This window comes from Enterococcus sp. DIV2402, assembly GCF_017426705.2.
Lineage (GTDB): Bacteria > Bacillota > Bacilli > Lactobacillales > Enterococcaceae > Enterococcus_F > Enterococcus_F lowellii.
In genome coordinates this window covers 1,649,135-1,664,276 of sequence record NZ_CP147251.1, presented here as the reverse complement: position 1 = coordinate 1,664,276, position 15,142 = coordinate 1,649,135, and the positions used below count along the sequence as shown (strand labels likewise).

At 36.7% G+C, this 15,142-nt stretch carries 14 protein-coding genes; 1 reads left to right on the top strand and 13 read right to left on the bottom strand.

Annotated elements, in window-relative coordinates:
* Window positions 1-31: 31 nt before the first annotated feature.
* The 12 genes from wecB to purC form a co-directional block, all read right to left on the bottom strand.
* A complete protein-coding gene (gene wecB / locus DOK78_RS08075) occupies window positions 32-1,138 on the bottom strand; it encodes a non-hydrolyzing UDP-N-acetylglucosamine 2-epimerase (RefSeq protein ID WP_279381645.1) in 1,107 nt (368 codons plus the stop codon).
* A 99-nt stretch (window positions 1,139-1,237) separates the two neighbouring features.
* Window positions 1,238-2,224 (bottom strand): GMP reductase, encoded by a 987-nt coding sequence (gene guaC / locus DOK78_RS08070; protein ID WP_207940840.1) that lies wholly within the window; start codon window positions 2,222-2,224, stop codon window positions 1,238-1,240.
* 180 nt (window positions 2,225-2,404) lie between these two features.
* The gene (locus DOK78_RS08065; RefSeq protein WP_207940841.1) at window positions 2,405-3,319 is read right to left on the bottom strand and encodes an aldo/keto reductase; all 915 of its coding nucleotides are present in this window, start codon (window positions 3,317-3,319) and stop codon (window positions 2,405-2,407) included.
* Between the two features lie 110 nt (window positions 3,320-3,429).
* Window positions 3,430-4,677 carry a phosphoribosylamine--glycine ligase gene (purD, locus tag DOK78_RS08060; protein WP_207940842.1) on the bottom strand — a complete coding sequence of 416 codons (1,248 nt, stop codon included), beginning with the start codon at window positions 4,675-4,677 and terminating at the stop codon, window positions 3,430-3,432.
* 22 nt (window positions 4,678-4,699) lie between these two features.
* Window positions 4,700-6,241 (bottom strand): bifunctional phosphoribosylaminoimidazolecarboxamide formyltransferase/IMP cyclohydrolase, encoded by a 1,542-nt coding sequence (gene purH, locus DOK78_RS08055; RefSeq protein WP_207940843.1) that lies wholly within the window; start codon window positions 6,239-6,241, stop codon window positions 4,700-4,702.
* A gap of 3 nt (window positions 6,242-6,244) precedes the next feature.
* Window positions 6,245-6,817, bottom strand: coding sequence for a phosphoribosylglycinamide formyltransferase (purN, locus tag DOK78_RS08050; protein ID WP_207940844.1), 573 nt, complete (start codon window positions 6,815-6,817; stop codon window positions 6,245-6,247).
* Window positions 6,814-7,857, bottom strand: a complete 1,044-nt coding sequence (gene purM, locus DOK78_RS08045; RefSeq protein ID WP_207940845.1) for a phosphoribosylformylglycinamidine cyclo-ligase — start codon at window positions 7,855-7,857, stop codon at window positions 6,814-6,816. The genes purN and purM overlap by 4 nt, the downstream gene beginning before the upstream one ends.
* A 14-nt stretch (window positions 7,858-7,871) precedes the next feature.
* A complete protein-coding gene (gene purF, locus DOK78_RS08040) occupies window positions 7,872-9,311 on the bottom strand; it encodes an amidophosphoribosyltransferase (RefSeq protein ID WP_207940846.1) in 1,440 nt (479 codons plus the stop codon).
* Window positions 9,296-11,515 (bottom strand): phosphoribosylformylglycinamidine synthase subunit PurL, encoded by a 2,220-nt coding sequence (gene purL / locus DOK78_RS08035; protein WP_243430507.1) that lies wholly within the window; start codon window positions 11,513-11,515, stop codon window positions 9,296-9,298. The genes purF and purL overlap by 16 nt, the downstream gene beginning before the upstream one ends.
* Window positions 11,515-12,189 (bottom strand): phosphoribosylformylglycinamidine synthase subunit PurQ, encoded by a 675-nt coding sequence (gene purQ, locus DOK78_RS08030; protein ID WP_207940847.1) that lies wholly within the window; start codon window positions 12,187-12,189, stop codon window positions 11,515-11,517. The genes purL and purQ overlap by 1 nt, the downstream gene beginning before the upstream one ends.
* 2 nt (window positions 12,190-12,191) lie before the next feature.
* Window positions 12,192-12,446: a phosphoribosylformylglycinamidine synthase subunit PurS gene (gene purS / locus DOK78_RS08025; RefSeq protein ID WP_207940848.1), complete on the bottom strand. Its 255-nt coding sequence runs from the start codon at window positions 12,444-12,446 to the stop codon at window positions 12,192-12,194.
* 2 nt (window positions 12,447-12,448) lie between these two features.
* Window positions 12,449-13,165 (bottom strand): phosphoribosylaminoimidazolesuccinocarboxamide synthase, encoded by a 717-nt coding sequence (gene purC / locus DOK78_RS08020; RefSeq protein WP_207940849.1) that lies wholly within the window; start codon window positions 13,163-13,165, stop codon window positions 12,449-12,451.
* A 241-nt stretch (window positions 13,166-13,406) separates the two neighbouring features.
* Between purC and DOK78_RS08015 the strand changes: the two genes are divergently transcribed.
* Entirely contained in the window at window positions 13,407-13,778 is a 372-nt protein-coding gene (locus DOK78_RS08015; protein ID WP_207940850.1) for a hypothetical protein, read from the top strand.
* Window positions 13,779-13,835: 57 nt separating this feature from the next.
* On the opposite strand, the gene purB is transcribed toward DOK78_RS08015, so the two are convergent.
* A complete protein-coding gene (purB, locus tag DOK78_RS08010) occupies window positions 13,836-15,137 on the bottom strand; it encodes an adenylosuccinate lyase (protein ID WP_207940851.1) in 1,302 nt (433 codons plus the stop codon).
* Window positions 15,138-15,142 lie beyond the last annotated feature (5 nt).

The following is a 15,142-nucleotide window of genomic DNA, read 5'->3' as shown; positions in this document are numbered from 1 at the left end:
CTACTTATTTGGTGTCATTCTGTCAACTAATTTAATGTTTGGAAAAATAATCTGCCATCGCATCTAAAATATATTCACTGGCATTTCCATTTCCATAAGGATTTTTTGCTTGTGCCATTTGTTGATGACTAGAAGCATTAGTCAACAATTCTTTTGTTTCCACATAAACTTTTTCTTCTTCTGTTCCAATCAATTTCAAAGTACCTGCCGCAACTCCCTCTGGACGTTCAGTCGTATCACGCAATACTAAGACAGGAACGCCTAATGAAGGGGCTTCTTCCTGGACACCACCTGAATCAGTGAGAATCAAATAACTACGTGCAATTACATTATGAAAGTCCACTACATCCAAAGGTTCAATTAATTGCACATTGGATAGATTCCCTAACAATTCTTGAGCAATCATTCGTACTTTCGGATTTTTGTGCATCGGAAAAATCAACCGAACATCCGGAAACTCTTTGGCGATACGACGTAAAGCAGAAAAAACGTGCGTCATTGGTTCGCCTAAATTTTCGCGACGATGCATAGTGACAACTATTTGTTTTTGCTGATTCAAAACTAAATCGGCATTTTCGTAGTCCTCTTTAACCGTGTATTTCATTGCATCAATTGCGGTATTTCCTGTAATAAAAATCTGGTCTTCTGGATGATTTTCTTTCAATAAATTTTCCTTACTTTGTTCAGTTGGTGCAAAATACAAATCAGCTAAGGCATCGGTCATTTGGCGATTTGCTTCTTCTGGAAATGGCGAATATTTATTCCATGTTCGTAACCCTGCTTCCACATGACCAATTTTAACTTGTTGATAAAAAGCAGCCGTAGCAGCCGCAAATGTCGTCGTTGTATCGCCGTGAACCAATACAATATCGGGTTGTTCTGCCTTTAAAATTGGCTGCATATCTAAAAGAACTTTTGTTGTAATATCAGTTAACGTTTGACCACTGGACATAATATTCAAATCATAATCAGGAACAATATCAAAAATGGTCATCACTTGATCTAACATTTCGCGATGTTGTGCAGTGACAATGATTTTAGAATCAAACCGTTCATCTTTTTCTAACGCTTTAACTAACGGAGCCATTTTGATTGCTTCTGGTCGTGTACCGAATATTGAAAATACTTTAATTCCCATTTTCATTCACCTCAGTTGTATTGTAACAAACCGTTGTTCAGTAAGCTATGAAAAAAAGAAGTAAAATCAAAGTGATTTTACTTCTTGAAAAAGTTATTTTTAGATTGTATCGCCATTAAAGATAGAATTTTTAACAATTACATAGTCAACTTTGCGAATTGCTTCCAAATCTTTCCCACCTGCATAAGAGATAGAAGATTGTAAGTCTTGTTGCATTTCAACTAATGTATCTTTTAATGAGCCTTTGTGTGTTACCCAAATTTTCTTACCTTCAACGTTTTTCTTTTCACCTTTTTGGAATTCAGAAGCTGAACCAAAGTATTCTTTGTAGAATACGCCATCTTCAACTTTTGTTTCACCTGGTGACTCTTCATGTCCTGCAAACAGTGAACCAATCATAACCATCGTTGCTCCGAAACGAACAGATTTCGCGATATCGCCATGTGTACGAATCCCACCATCAGCAATAATTGGTTTACGTGCTGCTTTTGCACACCATCTTAGTGCTGCTAGTTGCCAACCACCTGTACCAAAACCAGTTTTGATTTTAGTGATACATACTTTACCAGGTCCAATGCCGACTTTTGTTGCATCTGCTCCAGCATTTTCTAGCTCACGAACAGCTTCAGGTGTACCCACGTTTCCTGCGATAACAAATGTATCAGGTAAATGTTTTTTGATATGTTGAATCATACGAATAACTGAGTTTGAATGCCCATGTGCGATATCAATTGTAATATAATCAGGAATTAAATTTTGTTTTGCCAATTCCTCAACAAATGGATATTCATTGTCTTTCACACCTACACTAATAGAAGAAATCAAATCGCGTGCTTTCATTTTTTTAATAAATGGAATACGTGCTTCTTCTTCAAAACGGTGCATAATATAAAAATAGCCATTTTCTGCTAAGAATTCCGCAATTTTTTCATCAATAATTGTTTGCATATTTGCTGGAACTACTGGCATTTTAAATTCGTGTTTTCCTAATTTTACAGTTGTATCACATTCTGAACGACTATTTACAATACATTTATTAGGAATCAACTGAACATCTTCGTAATCAAAAACCGTTAAATCAAACATTGAAAACATCCTCTCAAATCTTCACTTATTATCGAAACATTAAATATTTTTATACGTATTTTATTTTTAATGCCTTCAATAATTTAGCTGATATCATTAAATAAAGCAACTATATTCTTTCGTTTTATAAAAAGAAACGAGAAATCGTTCGTGTTTTACGAACAATCTCTCATTTTCACTTTATGGTAAAATATTTCCAGCAGCCATATACACGCTATACCAATCTTCTCTTGACATTTGTACTTCCGATGCTTTAGCAATCTCTTCAATACGTTGAATGTTCATTGTTCCAGCAATCACTTGCATATTTGCTGGGTGACGTAAAATCCATGCAGAAGCAATACCAGTTGGCGTAGTATTATATTTCTCAGCCATTTCTTCTAAAACTTTATTTAGTTCTGGGAATTTTTCATGACCAATAAAAACGCCTTCAAAGAAACCAAATTGATAAGGTGACCAAGCTTGAATGGTCATATCATTTAAACGAGAATACTCTAGAATTTCTCCATCATGATCAACTGATCCAGCATCTGTCATATTCACATGAATTCCTTGATCAATCATTCCTGTGTGCATAATACCAAATTGTAATTGATTAGCAACTAAAGGTTGTTTCACATATTTTTTCAACAATTCAATTTGCCCTGGTTTTTGGTTACTTACACCAAAATATTTCACTTTTCCTTGTTGTTCAAGCTGATCAAAAGCTGCGGCTACTTCTTCTGGCTCTACTAATGTATCTGGACGATGCAATAATAATGCATCTAAATAATCCATATCCAAACGTTGTAAAATACCTTCAACAGAAGAAATGATATGTTCTTTTGAAAAATCAAACATTTTTCCTGGAACAATTCCACATTTTGATTGAATAAACAAATCATCACGCTTAATCTCTGTGTTTGCTAAGGCATCTGCAAAGATACGCTCGCATTCTCCGCGACCATAGATATCGGCATGATCAAAAAATGTAATACCATTGTCGACAGCAGTCTCAATTACTTTCACTGAATCTTCAGCATTACTAATACGCATACAACCAAGAATGACACTTGCAACATCAAGATTAGTTGTACCAAATTTAACAGTTTTCATAAGTTAAAATTCCTCCTTTTACGTTTATATTTTAGCACAGTTTAATGCAAACGCTATACTAAATTTAATCAATAAAAAACTGGATGTTCATTTTACATCCAGTTTCCCACTTAAAATGCTTTATTTCCAATATCATGACGATAAAATAGATATGGCCATTCAACTTGTTCTAATGCTTGATAAACTTTTTGTTGGGCTTCTTGTAAAGTCTCTGCTTGAGCTTCGACTAATAACACACGCCCACCAGCACTTACCAAACCATTTTTTTCTGCTACACCCGCATAATAAACTCGACATTCTTCACTAATAAAGTCTGGAAGCAGTTGTCCCGATACATACTCACCTGGATATCCTTCTGCAGCAACAACTACTCCTAAAGTTGCTTGATTATTCCAGCTAATTTCAGGTTCTTCGCCTTTTAAAAGCTCAGTGATAATTGTTGCTAAACTACTGTCTAAACGAGGTAATACCACTTGAGTTTCAGGATCACCAAAACGTGCATTAAATTCAATTACTTTGGGTCCAGCTTCAGTTGCAATTAATCCTGCATATAAAATACCAGTGAAAGGTGTTCCTTGTTCCACCATTCCTTTCGCAGCTGGTAGCAGAACTTCTTGAACAGCTTGTTCCACCATCGTTTCTGGAATTTGTGGTACTGGAGAGTATGCTCCCATTCCACCAGTATTAGGACCCCGATCTCCATCAAATGCTCGTTTGTGATCTTGAGCAATCACCATTGGGTAAACTTTTTCATCACGAACAAAAGCTAATAATGAAAACTCTTCACCTGCTAAAAACTCTTCAATAACTACTTTCGCACCACTTGCTCCAAACTTATTGTCTTCCAGCATATCTTTGAGAGCCATAATTGCATCATCAATTGTTTCTGCAACAACAACGCCTTTTCCAGCAGCTAACCCATCTGCTTTAATTACAATGGGTGCTCCCTGTTCTAAAACATAAGCCTTGGCCAAATCGAAATCTGAAAAGCTTTGGTAGGCTGCTGTAGGAATTTGATTTTTTATCATTAATTCCTTGGCAAATTCTTTGGAGCCTTCAATCATGGCTGCAGCTTTTTTAGGACCAAATATTTGTAATCCAGCTTGCTCGAAATCATCAACAATTCCATTTAGCAAAGGAATTTCTGGGCCAACGAACGTCCAATCAACAGCTTGATTTTTCGCAAATTCAATCAATTTTTCATGATTATCTTCAGAAATATCCACAATCTGAATCCCATCTTTTTTCATTCCAGGATTTCCTTTAGCACAGAAAACAGTTGATACATTTGAATCTGAAAGTAATTTTTTAGCAATCGCATGCTCACGACCACCACTGCCAATTACGAGTATTTTCATTCATTTACTCCTTTAAAAAAGATTAATGTCTAAAATGACGAACAGCTGTAAACAGCATTGTAATGCCATATTTATCTGCCATATCAATTGATTCTTGATCTTTGATACTGCCACCAGGTTGAATAATCGCTTTAATTCCTTTTTTTGCAGCATATTCCACACTATCACCCATTGGGAAAAAAGCATCACTCGCTAAAACAGCACCTTCAATTTTACCGGCTGCTTCGGCTTGATCAATCGCAATTTTTACGGAACCTACACGATTCATTTGTCCTGCACCAATTCCCACCGTTTGCTTGTCATTAGCCAATAAGATTGCATTTGATTTCACGTGTTTAACAGCTTTCCAAGCAAATTCCAACGCTTTTAATTCTGTTTCAGTTGGTTGGCGTTTGGTTACAACTTGCCAATCCGCACTATTTTCTTCAATTAAATCTTGGTCTTGTACTAATAAACCACCTATTACAGAAACAGTTTCTGCTTGTGTTGATGTTTGATCAGAAAAATCTAGTGTCATTAAACGAATATTTTTCTTCTTCGTTAAAACTGCTAGTGCTTCTTCTTTAAACGCAGGTGCAATAATAATTTCTAAGAAAATTTTACTCATCGCTTCAGCAGTAGCTACATCTACCGGACGGTTCAATACAACAATCCCTCCAAAAATAGAGACTGGATCTGCTTCATAAGCTGCTGTGTAAGCATCAAAAATAGTATCTGCTGTACCAATACCACATGGATTCATATGTTTTAAAGCAACCACTGTTGGTTCAGAGTATTCACGTGCAATGCGAATTGCCGCATCCGCATCACGAATATTATTATAAGACAACTCTTTTCCGTGTAATTGTTTTGCAGAAGCAATTGAATACGTTTTTGGTAAAGCATCCGCATAAAAAGCTGCTTCTTGGTGACTATTTTCACCATAACGCAAAGATTGTTTTAAATCATAAGTCAATGTTAATTTTTCAGGTTCCTCTTCGCCCACTAGTTCGGTTAAATAGTTAGCAATTAACGCATCATAAGCCGCTGTGTGACGAAAAACTTTCGCTGCCAAACGTTTTCTAGTAGCTATTGATGTTTGACCATCCAAATATAATTCATTTAAAACTACTTCATAATCAATTGGATCCACTACAACTGTTACAGAAGCATGATTTTTAGCTGCAGAACGCAACATACTTGGTCCACCAATATCAATATTTTCAATAGCATCTTCTTCGGTTACATCTGGTTTTAAAATCGTTTCTTTAAATGGATACAAATTAACGACAACAAAATCAATAGGAGCAATATCATGTTCTGCCATCGCATCCATATGTGTTGCTAAGTCACGACGCCCTAATAAGCCACCATGAATTTTGGGATGTAATGTTTTGACACGACCATCCATCATTTCAGGAAAACCAGTGACTTCATCAATTGAAATTGTCGAAATCCCTGCTTCATCTAACGCTTTTTTTGTACCGCCCGTTGAAATAATTTCGATGTCTTTTGCCACTAATGCTTTAGCAAATTCTTCAATTCCTGTTTTATCTGATACACTGATTAATGCTCTTTTTTTCATGTTTTAATTTACTCCTTTTTGTGTAATCTCCGCAATGACCTTGGGATACCAATGATGTTCTAATTGATGAATTTTTTCTTCCAACGATTCTAGCGTGTCTTCTTCAGTGATTGCAACCGCTGCTTGAGCTACGATTGGGCCTGTATCCACTCCAGCATCTACGAAATGTATGGTAATTCCAGTAATTTTCACACCATAGTTATAGGCATCTTTAATTCCATGTAAACCTGGAAAACTCGGTAATAAAGAAGGATGAATATTCAAAATTTTATTAGGAAATGACGCTAATAAATCTTTTCCAATAATTCGCATATATCCTGCTAACACGACAAAATCAATTTGATTCGCAAGCAATAAATCTCGTAATGCTTCTTCATACTGTTTTTTCGAGGCAAAGTCTTTCGGCGTGAAACTAAAACGTGGAATTTGATATTTTTTGGCTCGCTCTAACACATACGCATCTTTTTTATCTGAGAAAACTAACGTTAATTCACCTTGAATTTGTTGATCTACAAAAGCTTGGGCAATCGCTTCAAAGTTACTACCATTTCCGGAAGCTAAAACTGCTACCTTCATGCTTCTACCTCTTTAAAAACAATCGGTTGCTCCGCTTGATCAATCACCTTACCAATAATATAACTTGCTTCATCTTGTTTTTTCAATAACGTTTGAACTTTGGTTACATTCTCAGGTGCAACAGCAACCACCATTCCAATACCCATATTAAAAATTTCATACATTTCATGTATTGGGAGATTGCCATAAGAAGATAACACATCAAAAATCGGTAAAATCGGCCAACTATTTTCTTGAATTTCTATTGCTAATCCATCAGGCAACATACGAGGTAAATTTTCAACAAACCCGCCACCTGTTACATGCGCAATACCGTGTACCAATTCTTCTTTGACTAATGGCAAAATAGCTTGAACATAAATGCGCGTTGGCGTTAATAACTCTTTCCCTAACGTTTGTGATAACTCTGGTAGCTGTGCATCATACGTTAATTGATGTTGTTCAAAGAAGATCTTTCTAACAAGTGAAAAACCATTTGAGTGAACACCAGAAGATGGCAAACCAATTAAAACATCGCCGGCTTGAATTTTTTCGCCTGTGACTAATTGACTTTTTTCAGCAATGCCAACTGCAAATCCGGCTAAGTCATAATCATTTTCGTCATACATCCCTGGCATTTCAGCTGTTTCTCCACCAATTAAAGCGGCACCAGCTTGAATGCACCCATCCGCCACACCGGCAACGACTTTTTCTAGACGCTCAGGAACGTTTTTGCCTGTTGCAATATAGTCGAGAAAATACAATGGTTCTGCTCCTTGAGCAACAATATCATTCACACACATCGCCACACAGTCGATACCAATTGTGTCATGTGTATCTGTCTGAATAGCAATCATTAACTTTGTTCCTACACCGTCTGTTCCTGATACTAAAACAGGTTCTTTGACTGAAAGAGTACTTAAATCAAAACAGCCACCAAAACCACCTAGACTACCTAAAACACCTAAGCGCTCTGTTTTCTTTACATGTTTTTTAATACGTTCAACTACTTCATAACCCGCTTCTACATCCACGCCGGCTTTTGAATATGCGTTTGTCACTTGCTTTCCTCCATTTAAAAAAATGATGTTTGCTCTTGTAATGATGCTTGGTATTGTTCTTCGTAATCATACAGTGGCGTTGGATAATCCCCGTTAAAATACGCCATACACAGTCCAGAATAAGGTGCATCAAATGTTAAACCAATAGAATCAATTAACCCCTGTTCACTCAAAAAAGCCAAGGTATCAGATTTGACACACTCTTTAATTTCTTCAATTGAATGATTCGCAGCAATTAGTTCTTTACGAGTTTGAATATCAATGCCATAAAAACAAGGATATTTCAATGGTGGTGAAGCAATTCGTAAATGAACTTCTTTTGCTCCCGCTTCTTTCAATAAATTCACAATCCGTCGACTCGTCGTTCCACGAACGATAGAATCGTCCACTAAAATAACCCGTTTTCCTTCAACAACACCACGAACTGCTGACAACTTCATACGAACGCCTTGTTCACGTAATTCTTGTGTTGGCTGAATAAACGTTCGAGCAACATATTGATTTTTAACTAATCCTAATTCATAAGGAATACCTGAATATTCTGCATAACCACTAGCAGCAGACAGAGATGAGTTGGGTACACCTATCACCATATCTGCTTCAACAGGTGCTTCTTGTGCTAAACGTCGTCCCATTTCTTTCCTTGCTGTATGCACATTGACTCTAGCAATATTAGAATCCGGTCGTGCAAAATAAATGTATTCCATTGCGCAAATTGCATGTTGTGTTTCTGTTGTATATTGTTCAATCGTAATGCCTTCTTCGTTAATGATGACCAACTCCCCAGGTTGGACATCACGAACAAATGCTGCGCCACTCACTTCTAAAGCACACGTTTCCGAAGCAATCACATACGCCCCATTTTTCATCTGTCCAATTGATAATGGTCGAAAGCCATTTGGATCAAGCGCTGCTACAATAGCATCCTCAGTAATTAACAGGTACGCAAAACCACCTTTTACTTGATTCAAGGCTTCTTTTAACTGACCATTAAGCGTTGGCTGTTGACTTCTACGAATGAGATGCATCAAAATTTCAGTATCTGAATTAGAGTGAAAAATCGCACCATCTTTCTCTAATTCACGACGCAAGGTTTTCGCATTCGTTAAGTTACCATTATGAGCTAAAGCAATTTGGCTATCATAAAATTTGAACAAAAATGGTTGAATGTTATCTACGCTACCATTCCCCGCTGTTGCATAACGAACATGCCCAATTGCGGCATTTCCTTTTAACTTAGTCAATTTATTTTCATCTGAAAACACTTCAGATAACAACCCTAAATCACGATGTCCACGTAAGCGCCCTTGATCATTTGAAACAATCCCAGCACCTTCTTGTCCCCGGTGCTGTAAACTGTGCAGACCAAAGTAAACTACGCGGGACGCATCCGGATGTCCCCACACACCGAAAACGCCACACTCTTCGTTTAAACTTTTTACTTCATAAGACATGGAATAGCTTCCTCCCATAATCGTTTAGCTACTTGTGTGTCTACATTAATTTCGTCATTTTGAGCAGTAATCTTTAATTGACCAGTTGTCGTAACTTTTCCGATATATTGGCCTAAATCACCTAGTAACTCCTCAAATGCTACTTGATTTTCCGGTTTGACACTCACTACAAAACGTGATTGTGTTTCTGAGAACAACCATTCTTTTGGCATATCTAATGAAACATCAATGCCCAATTCATTTTTAAAAGTTGCTTCAGCTAAAGCAATCGCCAGTCCACCTTCTGCGCTATCATGCGCACTAGCAATTAGCCCTGCTTGAATCGCTTCTAACACAAAATCTTGAACCGTTTTTTCCGTAGTCAAATCAAACACCATTAATTTTCCTTCGATTTTTCCTACTTGTCGTTTTTGAATTTCGCTTCCATTAAAATCAGCTTTTGTTTCACCAATCACATAAATTAAATCATCTGCGTTTTTAAAATCTTGTGTGGTAATATGAGCAAGATTTTCAATCAAACCAACCATACCAATCATTGGTGTTGGATAGATTGCTTTTCCATTGGTTTCATTGTATAAAGAAACATTTCCGGAAATAACCGGCGTATCTAATATACGGCAAGCTTCAGAAATCCCATCCGCTGATGTCCATAATTCCCAGAAGCCTTCTGGTTTATCTGGTGAACCATAGTTTAAACAATCCGTGATTGCTAATGGTTTCCCACCACTAGCTACAATATTACGTGCGGCTTCTGCAACAGCAATTTGTCCGCCAACTTCCGGATTCAAATATAAGTAACGGCTATTACAATCAGTCGTCATTGCTAACGCTTTTTCAGTTCCACGAATTCGTAACACCGCAGCATCACTCCCTGGTGGAACGACTGTATTTGTACGTACTTGTGAATCATAGGTCTCATAAATTGATTTTTTAGAAGCAATTGTTGGTTGTTGCAATAAATCCAGCAATGTTTCAGAAGGATTTTCAATCGTTGGTACAAAATCTTCTAATGCAGCAAATTCTTGAATACGTGCTGGTTCTTGACGTTCTTTGTGATAAGTTGGTGCATCTTCTGCTAACGCATCTACTGGTAAGTTGGCAACTTCTTCTCCATGATGATAAAGACGATATAACCCATCCTCTGTTACTTCTCCAATAGACACTGCATCTAAATCATATTTCGCAAATAACTCAACGACTTCTTCTTCATGACCTTGTTGGACACAAATCAGCATTCTTTCTTGTGACTCAGATAACATCATTTCATAAGGAGTCATACCCGTTTCACGTTGTGGTACATCATCTAAATAAAGTTTCAAACCTGAACCGGCTTTTGAAGCCATTTCAGAACTAGAAGAAACCAAACCAGCTGCTCCCATATCTTGAATTCCAACTAGAATATCACTATGATCTAAAATTAATTCCAAACAAGCTTCTAACAATAATTTTTCCATGAATGGATCGCCCACTTGAACAGCAGAACGTTGTTGCTCTTCTCCTTCGACAAATTCTTCAGAAGCAAATGTCGCCCCATGAATCCCATCACGTCCAGTTTTCGCGCCAACATACATAATGGCATTACCGACACCTTTTGCTTGACCTTTTTGAATATCTTTATGGTCGATTAAACCAACACACATTGCATTCACTAGCGGATTGCCTTCATAACAAGCATCAAATTGCACTTCGCCCCCAACAGTAGGAATACCAATACAATTTCCATACCCACTAATCCCTGCAACGACTTCTTCTAATAAATATTTTGTCCGTTCATTATCTAACTCACCAAAGCGTAAAGAATCTAAAATAGCAATTGGACGCGCGCCCATACTAAAAATGTCACGGATAATCCCACCGACACCAGTCGCAGCTCCCTCATAAGGTTCAACCGCCGATGGATGATTGTGACTTTCGGCTTTAAATACAACTGCTTGACCATCACCAATATCAACGATTCCGGCTCCTTCTCCTGGACCTTGAAGCACTTGTGGGCCACTTGTTGGGAATTTGCGTAAAACAGGTTTAGAATTTTTATAAGAACAATGTTCGCTCCACATCACCGAGAATAGTCCTGTTTCGGTATAATTTGGCATCCGCCCTAAAATATCTTCTTCAATCATTCGATATTCTTCATCGGTTAACCCCCATTGTGAATAAATACGTTGTTCTTTAATCTCTTGAGGAGTTGGTTCTACTTTTATCATTATACAGACACCTTTCCGAAGTTTTTCAAAATAGAGGCAAAGAATTTTTTCCCATCTTCTGACCCTAACAATGATTCCATCGCACGTTCAGGATGTGGCATCATACCTAATACATTACCTTTTTCATTACAAATTCCGGCAATATTTTTTAGACTACCATTAATGTTTTCTTCATATTTGAATACAATTTGATTATTCGCTTCCAAAGATGCTAACGTTTGTTCATCACAGTAATAATTTCCTTCGCCATGCGCAACTGGAATACGAATAATTTCATCTTGCTCATATTCGGAAGTAAATTTTGTTTGATTATTAACAACTTTTAAAGACGTTGTTTTACAAATAAAATGGAGTGACTCGTTACGGCGAAGAGCTCCCGGTAATAATCCAGCTTCTGTCAACACTTGAAATCCATTACAAGTACCAAAGACTGGTTTGCCTTCATCCGCAAAACGAATCACCTCTTGCATAATTGCAGAAAAACGAGCGATTGCCCCACAACGTAAGTAGTCTCCATAAGAAAAACCTCCTGGTAACAAGACACCATCAAATCCTTCAAGCGAGTCTGCATCGTGGCGAACGTATTCAGCTTCAGCACCCATGACATCCTTGATTGCCCAAAGCATATCCATATCACAGTTTGAACCTGGAAAAACAATGACTGCAAATTTCATGTTTAAACTTCCTCCGTTGCTACAATTTCATAGCGATAGGTTTCCATATTGACATTTGCTAATAATTTATCGCAAATTTCTTCAATCGCCTCTTCAACTGGACGATCAGATTTTGCCACTTTAATTTCAAAATACTTCCCAATACGAATTTCGTCGATTTCATCATAGCCTAAACGATGAACTGCACCTTTCACTGCTTCCCCTTGAGGATCTAAAACTGACTCTTTATATGTGACAAATACTTTTACGAAATACATAATTACGCTCCTTTTTCTTCTAATCTTTGTAATACTTCTTCATATACTGGAATTAAATCGCCTAAATCACGACGATAAACATCTTTATCTAAATGATCATTGGTGTTAACATCCCATAAACGGCAGGTATCTGGCGAAATTTCATCAGCCAATAAAATAGTGCCATCCTCAGTACGTCCAACTTCAATTTTAAAATCAATCAAACGAATATCAATTGAAAGAAATAATTCTTGCAGCAAATGATTCACTTGCAATGCAAGTTCTTTAATTTTTTGTACTTCTTCTTTCGTTGCGACTTGTAAAAAAGCAACATGGTCATCATTGATGAATGGATCATCTAAACGATCTTCTTTGTAATAAAATTCGGTGATTGGAAATGGCAAATCGGTCCCTTCCGTTATATCCAATCGTTTTGAAAAGCTCCCAGCAGCCACATTTCTCACAACAATTTCTAAGGGAATCATTTCAACTCGTTTCACTAATTGTTCGTTTTTAGATATTTTTTCAATAAAATGACTTTGAATACCTTTAACAGTTAGTTTTTCAAAAATTTGGGAAGTGATTTGATTATTCATTTGCCCTTTGCCTTTAACAGCGTCTTTTTTCGCACCATTTAATGCAGTTGCCTGATCTAGATATTCAACTAAAAACACTGATTCATCGTCTGTTTCATATAGCTTTTTAGCTTTACCTTCATAAGCTAATGATCTTTTTTCCATGTTACACCTCATTTTGTTTTTTCCTGCTACTTCTTTTTGTGTACTGTTATTCTAACAATACCCATTTCCTACCGTCAACGATAACTTTACATTAATCGTTTATATTTTTAAAATAGTTCGTGTTTTTACGATTGAAAATATTTTTATTTAACACTTACAAAAATAAAGCGTTTACACAAAGCGGTTTGGGTGTTATTATAATGGCAGATGATAGTCTGGTTTCAAGGAGGACGATGAGTATATGATAGAGTTTTATGAAGAGGCTCAACATTTTGTATCATATTTAACACTAGCAGAAAGAAAAAAAATGTTTTATGATCTTTCGAAAGTTTTACAACAATATACTGAAATGCAAAAACGAAAGCTATCATGGAATGAACGTATGATTTTTTTGACAAAACCCTATCGTCGTTGCAAGCAACTTTTTCAATTTACTAATCACCATAATGAAGAAATTGTTATTCGTGAAGTATATCAATCACATTTTTTCCAACGTCAATACCATGTCGAAGTATTTTACAATTTTAAAGAAACATCGATTGACTTTATTCAAACAATTTTTCTTGTGTTGAAACGAGAGCTTTATACAATCAGCTTCGTAACTTACGGATAACCAAAAGCAAAAAACCCAATTCCCAAAAAGTTTGGAAATCGGGTTTATTTTTCTGTGTTAATTATTGCCTAAACCAACACGTTCAAAAATGGTATCCACATTTTTTAAGTGATGATTGTAATCGAAGGCATCATCTAAATCTTCTTTTGTTAACACTTGGGTTACTTTTTTATCAGCTTCTAACAAAGGACGAAAAGCAGTTTGATCATCCCATGCTTTTGCTGTATGTGGTTGAACTAAGTCATAGGCTTGCTCACGTGTCATCCCATGATCAATCAATTTTAACATCACACGCTGACTATAAATCAAACCAAATGTTGCTTCCATGTTACGTTTCATATTTTCTGGGAAAACAGTCAAATTTTTCACGATATTGCCAAAACGATTTAACATGTAATTTAATAGAATAGTTGTATCAGGAATAATGATACGCTCTGCTGAAGAATGGGAAATATCACGTTCATGCCACAATGTAACATTTTCGTATGCAGTAATCATATGTCCACGAACGACACGTGCTAAACCAGTCATATTTTCAGAACCAATTGGATTACGTTTATGAGGCATAGCTGAAGAACCTTTTTGTCCTTTTGCAAAAAACTCTTCTACTTCACGTGTTTCTGATTTTTGTAAGCCACGAATTTCTGTTGCAAATTTTTCAATGCTTGTTGCAATCAAAGCCATCGCTGAAAAATATTCCGCATGTAAGTCTCTTGGTAAGACTTGAGTAGAAATTTCTTGCGGGCGAATACCTAATTTTGTACACACATATTCTTCAACAAATGGTGGTATATTGGCAAACGTTCCTACTGCACCACTAATTTTCCCAGCTTCCACACCTTTAGCAGCATGTTCGAAACGTTCGATATTGCGTTTCATTTCAGAATACCACAAAGCTAATTTCAACCCGAAAGTAGTTGGTTCTGCATGCACTCCATGCGTGCGCCCCATCGTTACTGTATGTTTATGTTCTTTAGCTTTTTCACCAATAATATCTGTTAAACGTTGCAAATCTTGACGCAAAATATCATTGGCTTGTTTCATTAAATAACCGTATGCTGTATCCACGACATCTGTTGAAGTTAAACCATAATGTACCCACTTACTTTCATCGCCTAATGTTTCTGAAACGGCACGCGTAAAAGCAACCACGTCATGTCTTGTTTGTTCTTCAATTTCTAAAATGCGTTGAATATCAAATGAGGCATTTTCACGAATTTTTGCAACATCTTCTTTTGGGATTTCACCAAGCTCAGCCCAAGCTTCATCTGCTAAGATTTCCACTTCTAACCACGCTTGATAGCGATTTTCATCTGTCCAAATTTTGCCCATTTCAGGTCGTGTATAACGTTCTAACATAGTTT

Excerpts from the sequence above, each read along its gene's own strand:
- purN (WP_207940844.1), bottom strand. The coding sequence starts at position 6,817 with ATGAAGGTAGCAGTTTTAGCTTCCGGAAATGGTAGTAACTTTGAAGCG.
- purH (WP_207940843.1), bottom strand. The coding sequence starts at position 6,241 with ATGAAAAAAAGAGCATTAATCAGTGTATCAGATAAAACAGGAATTGAA.
- DOK78_RS08015 (WP_207940850.1), top strand. The coding sequence starts at position 13,407 with ATGATAGAGTTTTATGAAGAGGCTCAACATTTTGTATCATATTTAACA.
- purB (WP_207940851.1), bottom strand. The coding sequence starts at position 15,137 with ATGTTAGAACGTTATACACGACCTGAAATGGGCAAAATTTGGACAGAT.
- purC (WP_207940849.1), bottom strand. The coding sequence starts at position 13,165 with ATGGAAAAAAGATCATTAGCTTATGAAGGTAAAGCTAAAAAGCTATAT.
- DOK78_RS08065 (WP_207940841.1), bottom strand. The coding sequence starts at position 3,319 with ATGAAAACTGTTAAATTTGGTACAACTAATCTTGATGTTGCAAGTGTC.
- purL (WP_243430507.1), bottom strand. The coding sequence starts at position 11,515 with ATGATAAAAGTAGAACCAACTCCTCAAGAGATTAAAGAACAACGTATT.
- purD (WP_207940842.1), bottom strand. The coding sequence starts at position 4,677 with ATGAAAATACTCGTAATTGGCAGTGGTGGTCGTGAGCATGCGATTGCT.
- purQ (WP_207940847.1), bottom strand. The coding sequence starts at position 12,189 with ATGAAATTTGCAGTCATTGTTTTTCCAGGTTCAAACTGTGATATGGAT.
- wecB (WP_279381645.1), bottom strand. The coding sequence starts at position 1,138 with ATGGGAATTAAAGTATTTTCAATATTCGGTACACGACCAGAAGCAATC.
- guaC (WP_207940840.1), bottom strand. The coding sequence starts at position 2,224 with ATGTTTGATTTAACGGTTTTTGATTACGAAGATGTTCAGTTGATTCCT.
- purF (WP_207940846.1), bottom strand. The coding sequence starts at position 9,311 with ATGTCTTATGAAGTAAAAAGTTTAAACGAAGAGTGTGGCGTTTTCGGT.
- purS (WP_207940848.1), bottom strand. The coding sequence starts at position 12,446 with ATGTATTTCGTAAAAGTATTTGTCACATATAAAGAGTCAGTTTTAGAT.